This is a genomic window from Pedobacter sp. BAL39, assembly GCF_000170795.1.
Lineage (GTDB): Bacteria > Bacteroidota > Bacteroidia > Sphingobacteriales > Sphingobacteriaceae > Pedobacter.
Genome location: NZ_ABCM01000005.1, coordinates 17534 through 41123, shown reverse-complemented (window position 1 = coordinate 41123; position 23590 = coordinate 17534). Strand labels below are relative to the sequence as shown.

At 47.1% G+C, this 23590-nt stretch carries 9 protein-coding genes; 6 read left to right on the top strand and 3 right to left on the bottom strand.

The window, feature by feature from the left end; translation table 11 throughout:
* Window positions 1-33 precede the first annotated feature (33 nt).
* Together PBAL39_RS08225 and PBAL39_RS08220 are read left to right on the top strand one after the other, a co-directional pair.
* The gene (locus PBAL39_RS08225; RefSeq protein ID WP_008240277.1) at window positions 34-1281 is read left to right on the top strand and encodes a sodium:proton antiporter; all 1248 of its coding nucleotides are present in this window, start codon (window positions 34-36) and stop codon (window positions 1279-1281) included.
* Window positions 1282-1349: 68 nt separating this feature from the next.
* Window positions 1350-3935 (top strand): ATP-binding protein, encoded by a 2586-nt coding sequence (locus tag PBAL39_RS08220; protein ID WP_008240275.1) that lies wholly within the window; start codon window positions 1350-1352, stop codon window positions 3933-3935.
* On the opposite strand, the gene PBAL39_RS08215 is transcribed toward PBAL39_RS08220, so the two are convergent.
* Both PBAL39_RS08215 and PBAL39_RS08210 read right to left on the bottom strand, forming a co-directional pair.
* The gene (locus PBAL39_RS08215; RefSeq protein WP_008240274.1) at window positions 3920-5248 is read right to left on the bottom strand and encodes a sigma-54 dependent transcriptional regulator; all 1329 of its coding nucleotides are present in this window, start codon (window positions 5246-5248) and stop codon (window positions 3920-3922) included. The two genes, PBAL39_RS08220 and PBAL39_RS08215, sit on opposite strands and share 16 nt — an antisense overlap.
* 89 nt (window positions 5249-5337) lie before the next feature.
* Window positions 5338-5649: a hypothetical protein gene (locus PBAL39_RS08210; protein WP_008240272.1), complete on the bottom strand. Its 312-nt coding sequence runs from the start codon at window positions 5647-5649 to the stop codon at window positions 5338-5340.
* A 251-nt stretch (window positions 5650-5900) separates the two neighbouring features.
* Between PBAL39_RS08210 and PBAL39_RS08205 the strand changes: the two genes are divergently transcribed.
* The 3 genes from PBAL39_RS08205 to PBAL39_RS08195 all read left to right on the top strand — a co-directional run bounded on the left by PBAL39_RS08205 (window position 5901) and on the right by PBAL39_RS08195 (window position 8975).
* Window positions 5901-6338, top strand: a complete 438-nt coding sequence (locus tag PBAL39_RS08205) for an Rrf2 family transcriptional regulator (protein WP_008240270.1) — start codon at window positions 5901-5903, stop codon at window positions 6336-6338.
* Between the two features lie 92 nt (window positions 6339-6430).
* The gene (gene cobA / locus PBAL39_RS08200) at window positions 6431-7222 is read left to right on the top strand and encodes a uroporphyrinogen-III C-methyltransferase (RefSeq protein WP_008240267.1); all 792 of its coding nucleotides are present in this window, start codon (window positions 6431-6433) and stop codon (window positions 7220-7222) included.
* 154 nt (window positions 7223-7376) lie between these two features.
* Window positions 7377-8975, top strand: coding sequence for a S8 family peptidase (locus PBAL39_RS08195; protein ID WP_050784331.1), 1599 nt, complete (start codon window positions 7377-7379; stop codon window positions 8973-8975).
* 76 nt (window positions 8976-9051) lie between these two features.
* On the opposite strand, the gene PBAL39_RS08190 is transcribed toward PBAL39_RS08195, so the two are convergent.
* The gene (locus PBAL39_RS08190; RefSeq protein ID WP_008240259.1) at window positions 9052-11562 is read right to left on the bottom strand and encodes a hypothetical protein; all 2511 of its coding nucleotides are present in this window, start codon (window positions 11560-11562) and stop codon (window positions 9052-9054) included.
* Between the two features lie 308 nt (window positions 11563-11870).
* Here PBAL39_RS08190 and PBAL39_RS08185 point away from each other — a divergent pair, with 308 nt between their 5' ends.
* The gene (locus PBAL39_RS08185; RefSeq protein WP_008240257.1) at window positions 11871-23561 is read left to right on the top strand and encodes a putative Ig domain-containing protein; all 11691 of its coding nucleotides are present in this window, start codon (window positions 11871-11873) and stop codon (window positions 23559-23561) included.
* Window positions 23562-23590 lie beyond the last annotated feature (29 nt).

Genomic DNA, 23590 nt, shown 5'->3' with positions numbered 1-23590 from the left:
GGTCTTCTTTACCCAATCACCAAAATTTTTTAAATGGAGCTTTATTATTCTTTTTCCGTTCTTATTGTGCTGGCATCTTTCTTTTCTTATCTCAATCTCCGGTACCTGAAGTTGCCTTCTACGATTGGCATCATGATCATTGCTATGTTTACCTCGATCATGCTGGTCGTTACCGGAAATATCTTTCCAAAGACTTTCAGTCACTTTTCAGAACTTCTTAATGATGTAGACTTTACAGAGGTACTGATGGGAGCGATGTTGAATTTTCTCCTATTTGCCGGAGCCATTCACATCAACCTGAAAGACCTCCGGGAGCAACGGGGGCCTATCATTATCTTCTCTACTGTAAGTGTAATCATTTCTACCTTTGCGGTAGGCGGTATGCTTTTTTATATCGCCCCGCTTTTGGGTTTACAGATCCCATTTATTTTCTGCCTCCTGTTTGGGGCCTTGATTTCACCTACTGACCCGATTGCGGTGATGGGGGTACTGAAAGAAGCCAATGTGAGAAAATCGCTGGAAACCAAGGTTGCAGGTGAATCTTTGTTTAATGATGGTGTGGCCGTTGTGGTCTTTGCTGTGATCCTGCAACTGACCCAAGGCAGCGATATTGACATCTCATTTGGGAATATCTCATGGCTGCTGATTAAAGAGGCTGCAGGAGGATTCTTGCTGGGTACTTTGCTGGGAATAGGTGCATCCAATGCCATGCGTAAAATTGATGACTATAAAGTATCTGTGCTCATCACTCTGTCGGTGGTCATGGGCGGCTATCTGATTGCACATGCGATGCACATCTCAGGACCTCTAACCATGGTGGCAGCGGGTATCGTGATCGGTAACTATGGTAAACGTACAGCGATGTCTGCAACCACAAAGGACTATCTGAACAAATTCTGGGAACTGATCGATGAGATCCTGAATGCGATCCTGTTCCTTTTTATCGGTTTTGAGCTGCTGATCATCAAGAATGTGACAACATATTGGCTGATCGGGGCTGTCAGTATCCTCATTGTGTTATTTGCACGTTTTTTATCAATCTACATCCCTGTAGTCATCATTCCATTCAGAAATAAATTCAGTAGCGGCACGATCAAAATCCTGGTATGGGGTGGCTTGCGTGGCGGCGTATCCATTGCACTGGCCTTGTCTATGGACGAAGGGCCTTATAAACCTGTGCTGTTGGCTACAACCTACTTTGTTGTCGTATTTTCTATCATTGTACAGGGGCTTTCGGTCGGAAAAGTAGCAACGAAGGTGTTGTCTAAGGAAGAGATTTAACCTTTGGCAGGTTCCTTGCTGTCCTTTGCTGAACCAAAACGTAGGACCGGTTTCCTTCAAGATCAATCATGAATAGCAGCCCTAAAAAAACATTCATTAAAGCCATTAAAGGAAAGATCATCATTGCTCTTTTACTGGCATGTTTTGCCCTGCTCATGGCCTGGGGAGTAAGTAAAGTTGCCTTCAAGGAGATGCTGACCACTGTGGAGAACATCTCTACACCGAGTGAGCGACTTCGGATGGTAAACCTGATTTCTTTGAAGATCAGCCGTCTGGACCAGCAGCAGAAAAAACAAGCTTATAACAGTCCGGGTAACTACAGTAAGCTTTTTCAGGAATCCAGGCAGCTGCGTCTGGTATTGGATTCCCTGGGTTTGCTTTATGGGGAAGACTCGGTGCAGTTACAGCGCATTGCGAGCATAAAAAGTCTGCTGAGGGTACGGGACAATCAATTTGTGAACTATCTGAAGGTACGTGAAGGGTTGGTCAACAATAAGTCTTTCTCCGCACAGGTGAAAAAGCTGAGTGAGCTTGTGAATACGAATGCGGAACGTGCAGACAGCACCGTGCTAGCCTCCACGCAGCGCAGCTCAACCACCACCATTTACTCCGCGGAGAAAGCCAAGGGATTTCTAAAACGGCTCTTTGGCCGGAAAAGCAATGTCGACGAAAGCAAGGATTACAAGGTCATTAATGAGGAGAACATTGTCAGGGACACCATTTCCTTGTCCAATGAAGACAAAATTTCCAAAAGTCTTGAGGAGTCACTTCGTGCGATTGAGAAAGAACAGCAGCTGAAGAGTGCGCAGTTTCTGAGTAGAGAAGCACAACTGGCTAATGCCAACAATCGTTTGATCAGTCAGATGCTTGATATCCTCAGAAAAGTGGAATCAGAAGTCGTTACACAGATAGAGCAAAATGGCATTCAGGCCAAACACGTGGTAAACACAGGCATAAATACCATAACCATCATCATGGTGGTGTTTTTTCTGCTGATGGTCATGCTGCTTTATTTTATCCTTACCGACATTACAAAGAGTAACAGGTATCGATCAGAACTGGAACTTGCACGTGATGAAGCGGAATATCATGGGCGCGCCAAGCAGCGGTTTTTGTCTAATATGAGCCACGAGATCCGCACTCCTTTGCAATCCATTATCGGGTATGCAGAGTTGATTAAATATCAGGATAAGCCAGATCATAAGGATATTGATGCCATTTATCATTCTTCGGAGCACCTCCTGCAGATTGTCAATGAGATCCTGGATTACAACAGGATCATCTCCGGCAAATTTACCTTTGCCGACAAGCCTTTCGACATCGCCAGGTTGCTTGATGAAGTGATTGCAGTCATGCAGCCACAGGCAGAGCGCAAATCTCTGCGGCTGGTTTCGGATATCGAGCTTCACGAGCTCCGTTTTATTAATGGAGATGCCTTCCGTTTAAAGCAGATTTTATATAACCTGATTGGAAATGCGATCAAATTTACCCTGGAAGGTGAGGTAGTCTTATCTGTTTCCTACAAGCGGCAGTTTGACAACCTGCATTTTAACTTTATGGTACGGGACACAGGCGTCGGGCTCACAGAGGCACAAACAGGCGTGATTTTTAATGAATTTGAGCAGGTACAGGGACCTGAAAATGAAGTGTTGAATAAGTCGGGTGCCGGTCTGGGCCTGACGATCATTAAGTCACTGGTAGAAAATCAGGGCGGTAGAATTTATGTGAAAAGTAAACCAGGAGCGGGGAGTGTATTTACCGTTTACCTTACGTTTAAACTGTCAGAATCTCCGGGAGAGCTGGTGCCTGATGTCGTTCTTGCCCCTGGTTCACGAAAGGAATTTATGGTATGGATTGTAGATGATGATGAATTGATCCTCGATCTTTGTGGGATTATTTTTGAGAAAAACCAGATCAGCTACAGAAGGTTCAATACTCCATATGAGCTATTGGATGAAAAATGGACACCGGATGTAAAATACATTCTTCTTGATATGCGCATGCCGGGCATGGACGGTATTGAGCTGTGCAGGTTACTGCGTGGAGAAGTTGGTATGGAGGTGAGGATTATTGCAATTACTGCCCAGGTATTGCCGGATGAGCGCGAGTATCTGCTCAACAATGGTTTCGATGGACTGGTGATGAAACCTTTCCGTGAAGTGGAGCTGCTGGCTATTTTTAAGGATGAAGAAGTTGCTGCTGTACTGATTCGAAATGAGGTGCCGCTCGCATCGGCGGAAGCACAAGGGCTGGTTGAGGGCGTTCATCAGGAAAGTGAGACTGAGGATGCGGAGCTCATGCCTAATCTCAGTTCAATAATCAAAATGACCTTTGGTGATGAGGAGCAGCTCCGGCTGATTCTTTCGAGGTTTGTAGACGACAGTCAGCAGGACATGAACGAGTTAAATGCGGCAATTCGGGAACAGGATAACAATGTGGCGCGTTTGGTGACCCACCGTCTTGCCGGCAGGATTGCACAGCTTGGTTCTGCTCAGCTTGCAGCGGCCTTCCGGAAGATGGAGCTTCGGGTTGCAGAGGAGGGCCTGGAAGAGGCTACTCTCGTCGGGGAAATGCAGCAGCTATTGAAGAAGTTGTCGCGCCTGCTGTTACTTATTACTGAAGAATACCAGCTAGGCAATTACTCTATTTCATAACGCTCCATCTTACTATATAATGTTTTACGGTCAATGTTGAGCAGCTTTGCGGCTTTTGATTTATTGTATTTCACCTTTACCAGTGTCTCTATGATCAGCATGCGCTCATTCGTCTCATTGATGGCTTTAAGGTCTGTTCCAATAGGTTTTGGTGCCTGATTGATCGAGATGATCATTTCTTCCGGCAGGGAATCGACTTCAGCCGTTTCTCCCGGAGTGAGCAATACCATCCGTTTGATCACATTTTTAAGTTCTCGAAGGTTTCCGGGCCAATCGTATTGCAGCAACAATTGTTTGGCGGCGTCGGACAGGTTTTTTACGTTTCGATGCAACTCTGCGTTGGAGAGTTTAATAAAGTGGTTAATGAAAAGGTCAATGTCGTTGCCACGATCTCTTAAGGCTGGCAACTGGATCTTGAATTCGTTTATACGATGGTAAAGGTCTTCCCTGAATGCACCATTGGCCACACTGGACTTCAGGTCATCATTCGTTGCAGTGATGATTCTGACATCAACTTTAATGTTTTTTGTACTTCCCAGGGGTTGTATGACCCTTTCCTGTAGTGCCCGCAACATTTTCACTTGTACTTCGTAGCTGAGGTTGCCCACTTCATCTAAAAACAAGGTGCCGCCATCTGCTACTTCGAATTGTCCTTTTTTATCTCCCGACGCACCTGTAAAAGCCCCTTTTACATGTCCGAAAAGTTCACTCGCTGCAAGATCTTTAGATAATGCGCCGCAGTCGATCGCCACAAAAGGTTTGTCTTTTCTTTTACTTTGCGCGTGAAGCGTTCTCGCAGCATACTCTTTACCAGTGCCGCTTTCGCCCTGAATGATCACAGACATATCTGTAGGGGCAACCAGGTTAATGTGCTCATAAAGCTTATCTGCAATACTACTTTTCCCTTTTATAGCATCATCATTTGTTATGGTCTCCTCTTTTTTGACCTCGTCTTTTTTCCCCAAAGCATTGTTGATGATCATGAGCAGTTCATCGGGGTTCACGGGTTTGGTGATGTAATCAAAGGCACCAAGCTGGATAGATTTTACGGCAGTCCTGACATCGTTGAAGCTGGTCATGATGATGAGGGGCTGTGTAAGGCTTTTTTCCCTAAGATAGGAAAGTACGTCTAAGCCTGTCCCGTCGGGAAGCCTATAATCTACCAGAAAAAGGTCAAATGTTTCCTGTTCAATGCGTTTCAGACTTTTTCTGACCTCATTTGCTGATTCGGGAGCGTGCCCATATTTGCTAAGAAAGCTGGTCAGCAGCTGTGAAAAGGTAAGGTCGTCTTCAATAATCAGTATCTTTGCCATAAAAAATCTCTCTGGTGATTACAGCAAAAATACAAAAGCCGGAGGAACTCCGGCTTTTGTAAAGTATATTATTTGTTAATTACTGGTAATTATTGAATAACAGCACCCTCTTTTGTTAATTTTAAAGAAGCGGTTTCTTCCAGTTTTTTAACATCTACCTGATAATATTCAGATTTGTCGGCTTTAACCACCAGAAATGCCGCCGTTGCTGTCCACTCTTTATAAGTATCCGAAGCAAGTGTAGTTTTCACTGCGTCTGGCAAATCTTTTAGCTCCACCGGGGTTTTTGTAACACTATCCTGCTGAACCATTACTGTGGACTGACCTGTTGTGGCATTTGCCTTAACAGACGTCATCGCTGCGAAAGCCAAAAAAGCGGCTGATAAAATGATCTTTTTCATAGTAATATGTTTAATTTAACATTTGCTCTGTATTACATCAGATTGGGAGATAATAATGCCAAGATCAAAGAAGGACCGTTAATAGCGATTAAACTGTGATATCTGGTAAACCTGCAGGCAGGAACTGTAGAGAAGTTCCACATATTGAAGCCTATTGCGGCATAATTTCAGTGCTTTAGCTGAAGTTGCCCTAATGGCTCTTCAAATTGGTGTATTGAAGTAAATTAATGGATTTTTCTTAACTTTGATCTATGTTATCTAAGAAAACTAAATACGCAATAAAAGCACTTGTTGCGCTCGGTAAAAATGTTGGAAATCCACCTATGCAAATTGTGAAACTCGCTGAGCAGGAAATGATTCCCAGAAAATTCTTAGAGCAGATCCTCCTGGATATGCGCAATGCAGGATACCTGTACAGTAAAAAGGGGGCCGGAGGTGGATATTCACTGAATAAAGATGCTGCAGATATTTTCCTTGCAGACATCCTCCGCATTACTGATGGTCCGATCGCCATGGTACCCTGTGCCAGTCTTAAATTTTATAGAAAGTGTGATGAGTGTCATGATGAGGTTACCTGTGGGATCAGAAAAACCTTCATTGATGTCAGAAATGCGACCCTCAAGGTCTTGGCACAGACTTCTATCGCCGATGTTATTGGTCGGGAAACAGATGATCTTCTGGTAGAATAAAAAATAATTTCAAATAAAGTCTACTAAGTCTATAGTCTTTTGTATATTTGTTTCTGTAAACAAGTATGTAATACCTTTTAAAATTTAAGGCTATGATTTTGAGTAAGATAGAAAACAGTGTTAGAGAACCGAAAATTACGTTGGTTGGTGCTGGTCCGGGAGATCCGGAGCTGATCAGCCTAAAAGGTGTTAAGGCGATCAATTGTGCTGACGTAGTCATTTATGATGCGCAGGTAAATGAAGCATTGTTAAATCATGCCCCAGAGAAGGCCATTAAAATATTTGTTGGTGACAAAGCGGACGATGAGTCATTTTCGCAGGATGCGGTAAATAAACTCATGATTGATTACGCCCTGAACTTTGGCCACGTCGTGCGGCTCAAGAGTGGTGATCCATTCGTCTTTGCGAAAGGATTTGAGGAGGTAGATTTCGCAGAGTCCTATAGCATTGTAACAGAGATTATTCCTGGGATTTCCAGCGCCCTCGGTGTACCGGGACTTCATAGGATACCCATGACTTACAGAAACCTGAGCGAAAGCTTCTGGGTGTTGAGTGGTATCAACGATGCTGGTGAGATTTCACCTGATCTCTGTGTTGCGGCAAAGTCAAAAGCAACAGTAGTGGTACTTATGGGGATTGACCGTATTCGTGAAATCGCTGCCATTTTCCAGAATGAAGGAAAACACAAACTTCCTGTGGCGGTAATTGAAAATGGATCTTCTATAAACGAGCAGATGAGGATTGCCGTTGTGGATACCATTGCTGAAGTGGTTGAAGACTATGGCATCTCTACACCAGCATTGCTTGTTTTTGGTGATGTAGTTTCATTACATCCATCATTTGACAGAATCAGAGATTTTTACGAAGTGCTTGCAATGCAATAGTCTGTAAAACGCAATATTAATTAAGTCAATATTTGAAGCCGGGTAATCTTACCCGGCTTTCTTCGTTTAGATGGGAATGAAATTGGTGATCGTCGCATATTTGATTTATCATCATGAACGTATTATTGCTTAGCTTTGCACAAAATTTAAAAATATGAATCAACTAAAAATGAATTTTTTCTACCGTGGATTGGTAGGTCTGTCTTTATTGGCGGCAGTACCGTTTGTGTCGGTTGCCCAAAAACCAAACTGGCAAAATCTAGATCTTACTGCGGATACAACTTTCGGAATCAGTACAGAAAAGGCTTATAACGAACTGTTAAAAGGAAAAAAATCTAAATCTGTCATTGTTGGTGTTTTAGATGGTGGAGTAGACATCAACCATGAAGACCTTAAAGCGATCCTTTGGATCAATAAAAAAGAAAAAGCAGGCAACGGTAAGGATGACGATAAAAACGGATACATAGACGATGTCAATGGCTGGAACTTCCTGGGATCAGCTAAGGGATCTATCAACAATGAGACATTGGAACTTACCCGTTTAGTGCGCAGAGACAATGCAAGATTTGCAAATGCAACTGAGAGCACTGTTAAACCAGAAGAACTGACTGACTTCAAAGCTTATCAATCTAATAAAGAAGAGCTTCAGAAAGAACTTGATGAGGCAAAACAAGGCCTTGCAAATTTTGAAGGTATTAAACTGGCAATAGATGCTGTTGTGAAAAAAATGGGTAAAGAAAACCCTACCGCTCAGGATTTCAAAAATCTTACACCTGCTGATGACATGGAGCGCAACGTGCAACGTATCATGGTAGCACAATTGAGCAATGCTACCTTCGAGGAATTTTACAATGCACAGATTTTACCTGGTTATGAACATTTCAAATCTCAACTGGATTATAACCTGAATGTTGATTATGACCCAAGATCAATTGTCGGGGATGATCCTAATAACAGCAAAGAACGTTTTTATGGTAACAACGACGTAGCAGGTCCGGATGCGATGCACGGTTCACACGTTGCAGGTATCATTGCTGCAGTGAGAACAAATGATTTAGGGATCATGGGTGTGGCCGACAATGTGGCCATTATGGGCGTACGTTGTACACCGAATGGTGATGAACGTGATAAAGATGTGGCCAACTCCATCCGTTATGCGGTAGACAACGGTGCAAAAGTGCTGAACATGAGCTTTGGTAAAGGTTTCTCCTGGGATAAAGCCATTGTTGATGAAGCCGTGAAATACGCGGTGTCAAAAGATGTTTTATTGATTCATGCCGCCGGAAATGATAATAAAGACCTGGAGGTAGAGCCAAACTTCCCTGAAGCAAAATACCTTGATGGACAACTGGCATCTTCATGGATTACAGTAGGTGCTTCCGGATGGAAAAAAGACAATTCTCTTAAAGCGGATTTCTCTAACTATGGAAAAACTACGGTAGATGTATTTGCTCCTGGAGTAAACATCAACTCTACTATTCCGGGATCCCAATACCGCAAGTTGAATGGTACCAGCATGGCGGCACCTGTAGTAGCAGGTCTTGCGGCCTTGATCCGTTCTTATTATCCTAAACTGACTGCTGTAGAGGTGAAAGACATCATCATGAAGTCTGTGGTAAAGGTGGATCAGGTGATCAGCGTTGAACAGGCTGATGGCAATGTGAAAAATATTCCTTTTGCTGACCTATGCGTTTCGGGCGGTATTGTAAATGCTTACAATGCATTGAAGCTTGCTGCTGAATATAAAAAATAAACAGCTCGTCTCTTTTAAAAAAAAAGTACAGCGCCATTTGTCCACGACAGATGGCGCTGTACTTTTTATATCAGGTCTACATCAATCCTTTCTGTGGAATGTCGCGGTCTTCCATAAAACAAATCTTTTCATACTTATATTCATTTACTTTGCCCTGGTCCCTGAGGTCTTTAAAAATCGCGATGATGATGTCGTATGCCCAGAGACAGTTCAGGTTAAGGTCATTCCTCTTGAAGATCTGAATGCAATCGTTTGCGTATTCATAAGCCAGCAGAAATTCTCCGCGGAGTCTCAATTGATTGGCTTGCATGAGTTTCAGGATGGAGGCCGAATACTCTGTAAGTTTATATCGTTGTTTGTCGCGGTGCATCTGTACCAGGATTCTTTCCATCTGATCCGTTTTCTTTCCAGGCATGGCCTTAGAGCGCGAAAGTGCCAGGATATTACAAATAAAAATTGTAAATGCACAGCGGGTATAAAACAACCCTGGTTGCTGCCTGGCGATCTTATCGATGATCAATATCGATCCCCTGTCATCGCCGTAAAAAATATTCAATAGTAGGATCATCAGGTAAGAGATGCCTTTTTTTGTATCAATGGGGCCGTTGTTGTCGAGAAATGAAAAATCAGAATTTCTGATGGAGGTAAGCAGTTCATGAGATTGCACCCGGTCGGTCAGCTTATTGTAGATCAGTATTGCAACATCATAAGGTTTCACGGGCCAGTCATCAGCACTTATTCCCTGGATGATCTCGAGTCGTTCAGCAATTCGCTCAACATTCAGGCTCAGGATGTCAATGACGGTCAGGATAGACTGATAGATGATCTTATATTCGTCACCTTCAGTAATCTCAGCCAATACGGCAACAGCATCTTTATAACAGGAGTCTACGAAGTCAAAATTAATCAGCTGACGCGTTAAAGTCTCATGCAGATTCTGTGCGGTCAGCAGTTTAAGGGTGTCTGGATTTCCCCGGGTCCTGAAGCGCAGGTTTTCAGCGATAAACAGCATGAGGTAGTTGCGCTCAAAATAGTCAAGCTGAAGTTCGAACACATGGTTCAGCGATTTAAAGTCGCCAATCTTGATGATAAAACGTATAATCCATTGCAGGAGGTGAAAGCGGGTATTGTTATTTTCATACGTCTGCTGGATGTGCTGGAAGAAGTGCCAGTCTACCTGCAAATGGAATTTTTCGAGCAGTTCAATGAACAGGAAATATTCGAAGATGTGTGGATAGATGAACCGGACATATTCTTTAGGCTGATAGTCATCCTGGCTTTTTTCTTCCATGAGGATGCCTTCCGAAAGCAGTTCCATATAAGCATTCTTAAAGGCGGAAAGCTCCGCAATCAACAGGTTCTTAGGAACGGTATCTTCTTTCTTTCCGTAATCAGTAAGTTGAATTACCTTTTTCAGGAAGAGGATTTTTTCCGTGTAGTAGTTTGACCGGTAGATCTTTTCCTGAATGAACCTTGAAATGAGCTCGTGAAAGGTAATGCTTGTGGCATTGATGAAGTAGGGATCTTCTTCTTTAAGTTGATAGTAGAGTTGTATGTATAGCGGAAATTTAAGTTGAGACTTTAGTTTGGTGCTGAGTTCATTGAACTCATTTGGGTTAACCTTGGAAATGATCATGTCTACTTCCTTTCCGGTGAGGGGAGGGACATTGCTCACGTCCGACTGGCTGAAGTAGTTGCCGGGGAACCATTTTGATTTGAGGAAGGCCGAATGTCTGATGCAGTCGAAGAAGCGCATCCATGTGGTAGAGCGCATGCTCATCACCAGCTTGATACAGTCGATGTTTTCTATAGCGCAGATGAAATTAGTGATACTTTCAAACAACTGCTTTTTCATATCTTTTTTGATGATGAGCTCAGAAAAGCCATCCAGGAAGATCACAAACTTTCTGCCCGTCAGCGCATAGTTATTTTGAATATACTCCAGGAGACTTTCTTTATGATTCATTTTGAGCTGCACTTTCATCTGCTCCTCAAAGGTCATGGACTGCTGTTCCTGATTATAAAAGTTGTTCACTGTTAGAAAAAGGGCGCTCGAATCCTGGTAGGTAGCATCTTTAGTCGTAAAGAACTTTTCTACCAGGTGGCTCATGAGGATGGTCTTTCCATATCCAGGTTGCGAGATGAAGCAGGTAAAGCTGAAGCTGCTCTTAAAAAAATCGTTCAGATCATGTTCAGCAAATTTTCGGCTGATGGTCATTTCGTAGGGTATGCCAGACCTGTTGCGGACGCTTTTCAAAGTGTACTCGGTGATGCGTTTCGCATTAGCCCGGATGTCATCCCACTTGGTTGAACCTTCAGGTGCGCCAGTACCAGAGGCTAGCGTCCACCGCTCAGACTCCTCCCTGTTCACATACTCTGATAAGGTGGTCAGTGTGAATTTTGAGAAGTTGTGTTTTACTACGGCAAAGCCAAATAACCTTTTGATTGTAGTTTCGCTAACGTTCTTATTCAGTGTCTTGCTAATCTCGATTGAAATGCGTTTGCAATCAGCAGGAGTGATGGTTCGAATGCCTGTTTTTAGCAGGATTAAACTTTTCACTTCACTCAAGGTTGATAATTCCTCCATATGCAGTTATAGGTTGAGCATTAATTTGTCTTCATATAAACGAATATAACTCTTTCAGTAGAATAATGAACGCGTTTGACTGAAGTAATAAAATGAACGAAAGAGTATTTGTTTTTGTAAAACGCTGATTGATAGTGTTTTGTTTTAATTTTGCTGCCTATAATGGATGTATCTTGTTCTGAAAATGAACAAAATGAATAAACGGACTGACGATGAAGCTTTAAATGAACAATTCGAACGATGGATACCATACAATCTATCCTTAAAATTGCATCAAAGTAAAATCAGATCATCTCAATTCCTCTCATATGAAATGGACATCTACCGTGCCGAAAAAACCTATGCGATTGTTATTTATTCTCGTAGGTTTTATTACTCTAACGCTAATAAATTTTAAATCGTATGCCCAGGCGAGAAACTATTTAACCGTAACTCCGGCTAGTGGTGTCAGAGCATATTCCACCGGTCTTGGGGGTGGTCAGGTAAATGAAACACCGGGTGCTGGTGCTGGTAGTGTAACAAATGTGGCAAACGCTGCATCTGCCAATAGTAACTTTGCGACGTTGAGTTCAGGTTACTTCAATATTCTGGTAGCAGGATATGAGGGGGAGAGCCGGATCCAGCTCAAGTCGCCGTCAATAATTACCGGAGGACAGACTACTTATATACGTTTCGATGTACCCACTACCACAGGTCTTTCTCTGGATCTCTTAAATCTGGTTGGAAGTCTTACAGGCCTACTTGATCAAAACTTTATTCAGCTTGATGCTTATTCAGGAGCTACTGCCGCCGCCGAAGGGACGATTGTTCCCGCTGCACAGGTCAGCAGCAGGATCGTAAGAGATGCGGCCGGGCTGACTTATCTGGCAGTAACCTCAAACCAGGACTACAATTCAGTAATGGTGCGCCTGCGTTATCGCGGGAACCTTCTGGGGCTGGCTCTTGGTGCGGCAATCAATATGAATGTATATCATGCCTTCACTGTTGATGGAGAAAATTGTGCACCTTCTATATTTGCCTCTAACGGAGAGTCTACCGGAATCAACGTGACACTTACTGAGCTCGTCAGAAATCCGCAACAGGCTGTTGATCAAAATATGAATACCTTCTCCCAGCTGCAGGCCGGGGTGGTAGGCGTCGGTTCAACGGTATCGCAAACTATTTATCTTAATGGTGTATCCAGTGCAACAGATTATGCGAAGGTGGTGATTTCTGTACCGCCAAGTATTCTCACACTAGGTTTGTTTAATAACATTACTTTCCAGGCTTTTAACGGGAATACTGCCATTGGTACTCCTGTCAGCGTAAACACCTTACTAAACCTGGATTTACTCACTTTATTTGCAAATACACGTGCGGTCCCGGTATTTTTTAACCCTGGCGCGCCGTTCGACAGGGTGAGGATTACGATGGGGCAGGTGGTTGCTGCGGGTGGAAACATCTTGTCCGGGGGACTTAATATTCACGAAGTTCAGCGCACTGTTGCCAAACCGACCTTTGCGGGGGTGACCAACGGTGCTGCTTCAGTCTGTGGCACTACCGTCTCTCTATCGGTGAGCAATCCTACGAGTGGCGTTACCTATAATTATTTCAGAGCAGGCGCAGGTACCAGGATCTCTCTTGCCAGTGCTTCCGGGTCTACCTTTTCAGAAACCGGCATAGGTCCTGGTACCTACACTTATTATGTGTCTGCACAAAAGGCAGGATGTACGGCTGAATCAGATATCGATAGTGTCGCGGTTACCGTTACCGCAATTCCTGATGTTCCCGCGGCAACTGCCGCTGCGATATGCGCCGGATCCCCAGGTGTATTTACCGTTACCACACCAGCTACAGGGATTACCTATAACTGGTATGCGGCGGCGGCTGGTGGAACGCCGGTAGCTACTGGCACCTCGTTTACCACCTCAACACCACTTATTGCAAATACAACTTATTACCTGGAAGCTGTAAACGGAACATGTATCAGCCCTTCCCGCACAGCGGTCGAGGTTACTGTAAATCCTTTGCCTGATGATGCCATCGTATCTTCGAATAGCGTCACGATCTCATCAGGGCAGACTGCAGTACTAACCGCTTCGGCACCTACCGCCGGAAGCACCGTAAACTGGTATACCTCTGCTGCCGGAGGTTTGCCTGTAGGTACAGGGACGACTTTTACTACCCCTGAACTGACAACCAATACCACTTACTATACAGGAACGTTGAGTGCCAGTGGATGTCCGAGTGTAAACCGCATCGCCGTTACGGTCAACGTGACCAATGTCACCCCAGGCATTACCTGTAATGCTGCAAATGCACAGCAGAGTGGTGTTAACTCATTGGTATGTTTAAACTGTCAGGTTATCGGAGCTACAAATTCCATAGATAATGATCCGGATAACTTCAGCAGGATCAGTCTGGTTGCAGGTGTAGCTGCTACGGGTTTTCAGCGTCTGATCTTTCCTGCAGCGGGACTTGCGACAGACAGCATCCGTCTCAGTCTGGGACTTCCTTCCGGCGTTGCTGATGTAAATGTACTTGGCGCCATTACGGTGAACGTCATGAGTGGCAGCACAGTTGTAAGGACTTATCAGCTTAATTCATCTTTATTAAATATCAGTTTGCTTGGCGGAAGCAGGTTTAATGCCACCGTTGCCGCCGGCGCTGTCTATGATCGCGTAGAAGTACGCTTTGGAGGTCTGGCATCTGTACTTAGCGCACTGGACGTTTACGGAGCGCAGGTGATTTATCCCAACCCTACGGTGGCTACTACGGGGCTGGACATCTGCCCGGGAAATGCAACAACATTGTCGGCAACACCTAACGGTGGAACGACGCTGGCATGGTTCAGCGCGGCCACAGGAGGAACAGCTATACAATCCGGCAATACATTAACTACAGATATCTTAAATGGAAGCACTACTTATTACATAGAAGTCAGCAGAGGAGGATGTCCTAATCCTGTACGTCTGCCGGTATCTGTAAATGTCAATCCTGCCATTGGATTTACTGCTGCGTCACTGACCAACGCAACTGTGGGTGCTGCCTACTCGCAGCAACTTGCTGCTGCAACCGGCGGAACACCAGCATTTACTTATACGCTTGCACCGGGAACTACACTTCCTGCCGGGCTGGTGCTTTCGTCAACAGGACTGATCTCAGGCACACCGACGGCTATTGCTGCCGCTGCAGGATACAGCATTGTCGCAACCGACAGCAAGGGCTGTACTGCGACAGCTTCATTTAACCTGACTGTAACTCCTGCACTACAGCTTCCACCGGCAACATTACCAAACGGTATTGTGGGCACTGCTTATCCCACACAGACACTTCCTGCGGCTACTGGCGGTACAGGCCCATACACCTATGCCGCGACCAATCTGCCTCCGGGCCTGTCCTTTGATAATAATACTCGCAGCATCAGTGGCACACCAACACAGGCAGGTACCTATACCGTAACTGTTACGGTGACCGATGCCAATAACAACACTGCTATTGGGAACTATACCATTATTGTCCGTGATCCACTGGTCTTGCCGGGTGGCGCATTGGCCAACGGAACCGTCGGGCAGCCTTATCCAACACAAACCATCCCTGCAGCCACAGGAGGCAGCGGAACGTATACTTACACTGCAGGAACACTGCCCGCGGGGCTGAGCTTTAACCCTGCAACCCGTGAGATTGCAGGTACACCTACAGTTGCAGGAAACTATACTGTCCCAATTACCGTAACCGACACGGAAGGGAATACCATTACCAGTAACTATACTGTAGCCATCAGAAATCCATTGGTACTTCCTCCAGCTACATTGGCTGATGGGAATGTCGGGGTGCCTTATACCTCACAGCCTCTTCCCGCCGCTACCGGAGGTACGCCAAATTATACTTACCTGGAAAGCAGCCTTCCTCCGGGACTGACCTTCAACAGAACGACGCGTGTCATCTCAGGAACGCCTACACAATCTGGTCTTTACAGTATCCCTGTTACTGTTACCGATGCTAACGGCACAACAGCGAGCGCTACCTATTCAGTACGTGTCATTGGTGCATTGTCGCTGCCAAGCATGACGCTTGCAGATGGCACTGTTGGCAGCCCATATACTGCACAGACTTTACCGGCAGTCACAGGGGGGACAGGACCTTATACTTATCTGGAATCGAATCTTCCTCCGGGAATGACTTTCAATCGTACCACCAGACAATTTGCAGGTACACCAACATTGGGAGGCTCATTTACCTTTACCATCACGGCAAGCGATGCCTCCGGAAATACTACAAATACAAATTATACGCTGGCAGTCAGAGTCCCTGCGCCAGCAGCCGCTGCAGCAAATGTCTGTGCGGGAACACCTGCGACACTTACGGTTTCGAACCCTGTTGCTGGTGTTACCTATAACTGGTACCCTGCTACTGGAAATACTGCAGTCGCTACAGGTACAAGTTTTACAACCGATCCTGTATCAGCCAACACCACCTTCTTTGTGGAGGGCGTTTCAGGAACTGCAGTAAGTACACGTACTGCAGTGTCGGTAACGGTGCGTCCTGCACCAGCACTGGCAATGATCAACGGCAGCACTACCATCAGCACCGGACAAACAGCAACGCTGAATGCTGCTGCTGAAGCTGGAAATACCATCAGCTGGTATGCCACTCCTACTGGTGGGACTGCCCTGGCTACCGGCCCTACGTATACCACGCCAGCCTTAAATGCCACCACTACTTATTATGTGGAAACTCAAAATGCATCAGGCTGTGTAAGCCCTACCAGGGTGCCAGTGGTCGTAAATGTGATCGCAGGACCAGTAAACCCTGCATGTAATGCAGCTGTCAGTCAACAGAGTGGTGTGAACGCATTGCTTTGTGTACTGTGCGGTGTTACCGATCCAGGAAATTCTGTAGATACAGATCCGAATAATTTCACCCGCATCAGTCTCTCAGTAGGCGTAGGTGCTACCGGCTTCCAGCGTTTGATCTTCGCCAACGCAGGAACGGGTACAGATAGTATCCGTTTGGACCTTGCTACACCAGTAGGGCTGGCAGATGTTGCTGTACTCGGCGGCGTAACCGTGCGTGTCATGAATGGAACATCTGTGGTCACTACCTATAACCTAAGTTCTTCATTGCTGAACCTTCAGCTGCTGAGCGGCAATAGGTTTGCCGCGACGCTGCTTGCAGGTGGAGCCTATGACCGCGTGGAGGTCAGCTTTGCCGCGACTGTCGCTGCATTGAGCAGTCTTGACATTTATGGCGCTACCGTTATTTATCCGAATCCAACCGTCGCCGCTACAGGGCAGACCATATGTGCAGGAAATGCAACTACATTAAGTGCTACCGCAAATGGTGGTACTACCCTGAGGTGGTATGATGTGCCAACAGGTGGTAATGCGCTGCCTGGTGGTGCTACTTTTACTACTCCTGTGCTGAACGCTACGACTACTTATTATATTGAAGTAGTCAAAAATAACTGTGCCAATGCGCAACGCATACCTGTTACCGTAACGGTAACCCCTGCGCCAACAGCACCTGTGCTGGCCACCGTGCTTCCGGTATGTTACGGAGCTACGGCGACATTGGCAGTGAACAACCCTGTTGCCGGTATTACCTACAACTGGTACAATGCAGCAACAGGAGGAACCGTTTTATTCAGTGGTGATACCTATACTACACCAGCCCTGATGACCAATGCTACCTTTTATGTGGAAGCGCTGAGCCCGGGCTGCGGAGCATCGGCACGTACAGCCGTTCCTGTAACCGTGAACCCAATGGTAGCTCTGCCTCAGCTGCAGGCTTCGGCGACTACAGTGAATGCCGGTCAGGCCGTCATCCTTAATGCAACATCTACTGATGCTGATGTGACCTTCAACTGGTATACTTCCGCAACATCAACGACTCCTGTATATACAGGCCCTACCTATGTAACTCCGCCGCTAACGGCAACAACAACTTACTTTGTGACTTCAACGTCGACACTTACCGGATGTACTTCGGTGGGCAGGGTGCAGGTGACCATCACGGTTAATACAGGTGGCTCTCCAAACCCTGTTCCTTGCGAAGCTGCTACGGTGCAAACCGGAGGTGTTCGTGGTGTCGCGCTGCTTGCGGGTGTGTTTAACCCTGAGCTGGCCATAGATAATGATACGCAGACAGGTTCTTCCCTGGTCATGCCAGTGGGTGCTTTGGGTGCGTCTGTGTTTCAGCGACTGACCTTTGCAAGCGGAGCTTCTACGCCTGGTGACACGCTGAAGGTGCTGGTCAGTACTCCTGGAAGACTACTTTCCCTGGGTGTATTGTCCGGAACAAGCCTTGTCACCTACAATGGTGGTGTCAGCAATAATGATGGTGTGACCAACAGCGGACTGATCAACCTTCAGCTGCTGAGTAACGATAGCCAGGCGCTCCTTACTTTTGTGCCTACTGCTACCTTTGATGCTGTAGAGCTGGTGTTAAATGCAGGTGTTGCAGGAGTGCTCAACTCTATAGATTTTAACTATGCGCAGCGTATATTGGTCGCTCCGACAGCTAATACCGCAGGTACAACAGCCTGTGCAACACAAACTACCACACTTACGGTAAATAATCCGAATCCGGCATTGACTTACAGGTGGTACAATGCTACCGGCACAACATTGCTCGCTACCGGTACTTCCTATACCACGGATCCTTTAACGGCCAACATCAGGTTCCTCCTGGAATCCAGCAATGCCAATGGATGTACCAGCTACAGAACACCCGTAGAAGTTACCGTGACACCTGCTCCGGCAGCACCGGTATTGGTATCTGACGATGTCAGGACCTGTGCAGGAAGCAATGTAACCCTGGCTGTGAAAGATCCTATTGTTGGTGTGACTTACAAATGGTACGATGGTGCCAATGTATATCAGGCCAACCAGGACGGACCTACATTCACCGTGAGCAATGTGACCACAACAGCTAACTACTCTGTCAGAGCAGAAAATAGCTGCGGTGTACCTTCTGCGGCTACCTCAGCCACTATCGATGTGGGTGCACTCGATCCGGCTGTCGTGACGCCAACATCTGTGACGATCCTTTCCGGAACGCCGGCGGTACTCACTGCATCGTCGAGCACCAGTGGTGCCATGTTCAGGTGGTATGACTCGGCAGCAGGAACGACAGTGTTGTCTAATGATGCCCGTTATGTAACCCCTGTACTGACAAATCCGGGTGCAACACCTATCGTCGTTACTTATTATGTGGAAGCTTACGTTCCGGGTGGATGTATCGCGGCAACACGTACTGCTGCTCAGGTAACAGTATTGCCTGTGGGAACACCGACAGATGTTCCTTGTGAGCCTGCAACTATCGCCATCAGGGATGGGGTTGATGGTGTAGCACTGTTAAGCGCGGTATTTAATCCCGGACAGGCCGCTGACAATAACGCGGCAAGTGCTTCCTCTTTCGTGATGCCTGTCGGTGCCCTTGGTGCATCCATCTATCAGCACGTTGGTTTCACAGGCTTGTCTACCGTTGGGGACACCGTACGCATCAGCGTCACTTCACCTGGTAAACTGCTTTCTCTGGCGGTATTGCCATCTATTGAATTTACAACCTTTAAAGGGCTGGTCAGCAATAACGATACGCAAGTCGCCAGCAACCCTGCAATACAACTGAACCTGCTGAGCGACAATAGTGCAGCGATTTTCTCCTTTGTGCCAACTGCCCAGTTTGATGGTGTAGAGCTTCGCCTCAGATCAGGTCTGGCATCCGTCCTGAATTCTCTGGACTTCAATTATGCACAGCGTGTGCTGGTAGCACCGGTGGTACAAAGTGCGAACGCATCTGCCTGCGTAGGTACCGCCGCGACCCTGAGGGTGTCAAATCCTGTGGCCGGAATTACCTATAACTGGTATATCGGAACCGCAACCTCCCCGGCGGGAACGGGAGATACTTTCCCTACCAGTGCAACACTTACTGCCGGCACTTATGATTATTATGTGACAGCCAATCGCAACAACTGCGAAAGTGCGAAAACGAAAGTAACACTCACGGTACTGGCTGCACCGACAGCTCCGGTAGCTCTGGGCCAGAATCCACCATCAACATGCCCTAACACTGCGGTTGCGCTTGGTGTAGTACCTGTTACAGGGGTATCTTTCAACTGGTACGATGCAGCGGTAAATGGTAATCTGCTTGCAGCCAATACAGACACTTATACGACTCCTGCAACGCTGGTTCCGGGAACATATACTTATTATGTTGCAGCTGTCAACGGCAATGCATGTGTCAGCACTGCAGCACGTACGGCCATTACTTTAATTGTCAATCCATTTGCCACTCAACAGGACATCACTGTTACCGGTGCAGACCTGCCGCTGTGCGCAGGAACTGTTGCCAACCTGTTGGCAAGTGCTCCTGATGTTACTAGTCCAGTATTTACCTGGTACAGTGATGCTGCCCTGACCAACGTTGTCTCAAATGTAGCCCTGTATACACCGACAGTGAGTCAGACCACTACATTTTACGTCACTGTGACGGGAAGCAACAGGTGTCCTGCAAGTCCGCAAAATGCGAAAGCTGTTGTCGTCACCGTGAAACCTACTGCCACACAGGACGACATCACCATTGCAGGCGCCGATGCCTCTGTTTGTGCTGGGGCACAGGTTACGCTGACGGCCTCTACTGCAACAGTGACGAACCCTGTCTTTGCATGGTTCGCAGATGCAGCACTTACCCAAAATGTTTCTAATCTGCCTACTTACAGCCCAACGCTAACCCAAACGACCACCTTCTATGTGGTGGTCAGCGGAGATAACAAGTGTGCAAATCTACCAGGCGCAGCTAAGGAAGTTACGGTTACCGTAAATCCAAAAGCTACAGCCGCCAACATCACAGTTACTGGCGCAGGTGCTTTCTGTGCCGGATCTACGGCGACACTTACGGCTACAGCTGTTAATGTCATCAATCCTCAGTTCTTCTGGTATTCGGATGCACAGCTGGGCACCACGCCGGTGTCTACCAGTGCAACCTTCTCACCAGTGGTGACTGCAGATGTCAACTACTATGTGATTGTCAGGGGAGACAACTTCTGTCCTAATGATCCTGCTGATGCGAGGGTGGTTAGCCTGACGCTTAACCCTACTTCGATTGCTGCTGATATTGATGTCAGCGGCGACAATGTACGTCTATGCGCGGGAGGCAGGGCTACACTTACTGCATCCAGCACGACAATCACCGGACCGGTCTTTATCTGGTACAACGATGCACAGCTGACAGACATTGCTTTCATGGGCACTACATTTGTTACGCCTGTACTGAATGCAACAACCACTTATTACGTTACCGTAAGTGGTGCCAATAAATGTGATAACCTGCCTGGTGCGGCGAGGGCTGTAACCGTAACGGTTTCACCTTATGCGCTTCCTGCAGATATTGATGTTGCCGGAAACGACGCGCCTTTCTGCGCAGGTACCGAAGCCATACTCACTGCCAGCAGTACGCTGAGTGGCGCCATTTTTAACTGGTACAATGATGCGACCCTGACTGACCTCGAGTTCAGCGGGCCTGTATTCCGTCCTACATTAACACAAACAACTACCTTCTATGTAACAGTGAGTGCCGCCGACAGGTGTGAGAACCGTGTAGGTGATGCCAAAGTGCTGACCCTTGTGGTCAATCCGCCGGCAACGGCAGCCGACCTGATTGTGTCCGGTGCAGCGCTGCCATTCTGTGCAGGTACTGAGGTCACCCTCAACGCAACAAGCACAACCGTGACCAGTCCTGTGTTTACGTGGTACTCCGATGCGGCATTGTCAGACCCACTCTTTACAGGTGCTGACTTTACCCGTACACTAAACGTTACGACCACTTTCTATGTTACCGTAAAAGGTGCCAATAAATGCGAAAACCTGCCTGGCACTGCCAGAGCTATTACTGTCACCGTCAACCCTGCGCCAGATGCGCCTGTGGTAGCCAATGGCGGTGCAAATATCTGTGCTGGCGACCGCGCCACACTGAGCATCCAGAATCCTCAGGCCGGCATCACCTATCAATGGTACGATGCTGCTGTAGGTGGCTCCCTGTTGGCAGAAGGCACCTCTTATCTCACAGACATGCTGAGCGCTACACGTGAGTATTTCGTGCAGGCACGCAGTGCTTCTGGCTGCACAAACGCTACCGGAAGGGTGAAAGCTACCGTTACCGTGGCTGCAAGGCCGTCAACTCCAGCTGTTACTACCGCCACGCTGAGCACCTGCAGTGGTAATGTGGTGATGCTGAGCGTAGCAAATCCTGTATCCGGAGTGACCTACAACTGGTACGATGCAGCGGCAGGTGGAACAGTGCTTGGTCAGGGGTCAAACTTTACCACGCCTGTGATCACGGCTAACAGAAGCTTCTATGTTGAGGCGGTATCCACAACCTGTACCAGTGCTGCACGCGCTTCTGTCCTTGTGACTGTGAACCCGCCGGCACTTGCTTCAGACATTGTGGTGTCCGGTGCCGATGTGCCATTCTGTGCCGGTGCAGAAGTAACCCTTAATGCGAGCAGTACTACGGTAACTAATCCAGTATTCACCTGGTATAGTGATGCCGCGCTGACAGATGCGATCCTAACTGGACCTCAGCTGGTACGCACACTAACCGTTACCACCACCTTCTATGTTACCGTAAAAGGAGACAACAAGTGTGAAAATTCAGCCGCCACAGCTAGAGCAGTAACCATCACTGTTAACCCATTGCCTGATGTGCCTATTGTGACCAACGGTGGTGCAGCAATCTGCTCTGGCGAACGTACTACACTCACCATTCAGAATGCCCAGGCAGGTATTACCTACCAATGGTATGATGCAGCGGCAGGCGGAACAATGCTTGCAGAAGGGGCTTCTTATACTACAGATATCCTAAACGCAACAAAAGATTACTATGTGCTGGCACTGAGTGCTTCAGGATGTGGCAGTAACACCGGCCGTGTGAAAGTAACGGTCACGGTGTCACCAAAACCACTTACACCAACGGTAACGTCAGCAGCAGTAAACACCTGCGCTGGAAGTACAGCGGTACTGGGTGTATCCAACCCGCAGCAAAACGTAACCTACAACTGGTATAGTCAGCCTACTGGCGGAACCTCACTTGGTTCTGGTGCAGACTTTACCACAGCGCCAATCAGCGCAGTAACGGTGTTCTATGTAGAGGCATCAACAGCAACATGTACCAGTACCGGCCGCACAGCAGTGACAGTGACACCGCTTGCGTTGCCTGTGGCACCAACAGCGGTGAACGGTGCTACAAACCCAATCTGCGAATCAACTGCTGCGGTATTGTCTGTGAACGGCCCGAATGCAGCATTCACCTACCAGTGGTTCAGTGTTCAGGTAGGAGGTACACCATTAGCGGAAGGAGATACCTTTACCATTCCTTCGATCAATGCCACGACCACCTATTATGTGGGTAGTATCAATACCGCAACCGGATGTATCAGTGCAACGCGTACACCGGTAGTGGTCACGATCCTGCCTAAGCTCGATGCTCCGGTAGTGACCGCACAGCCGACAGCGACGAGCATCAACTTTGTGTGGCCTGCGGTAACGGGAGCTACAGCTTATGAAGTGTCACTCGACAACGGCGTGACCTGGTTCTCGCCAAGTTCAGGTACTGCGGGAACGTCACACCTGGTTACAGGATTAAAACCAGACCAGGCAGTAACCATCCGCGTCAGGGCCCTCGGTCAGCTGGATTGTCAGACCAGCGATGCGACCACCCTCACTGCAAGGGCGAGCAATCCGCAGGGCAACGAAGTGTTCATTCCAAACACGTTTACGCCGAATAACGACGGGCAGAATGACATCTTCTATGTCTACGGAAATACCATCGCCAAGATGACACTGAGGGTCTACAACCAGTGGGGACAGTTCCTGTTCCAGTCGCTGGCAACCCAAAGTGGATGGGATGGTACCTACAAAGGAGAGCTGCAGCCGAATGGTGTCTATGTGTATATGCTCGAGGCCGAGTTTAACGATGGCACTAAGACAACTAAAAAAGGAACCATAACACTATTGAGATAATGATGCTTCCGAAACAACATACTATCATT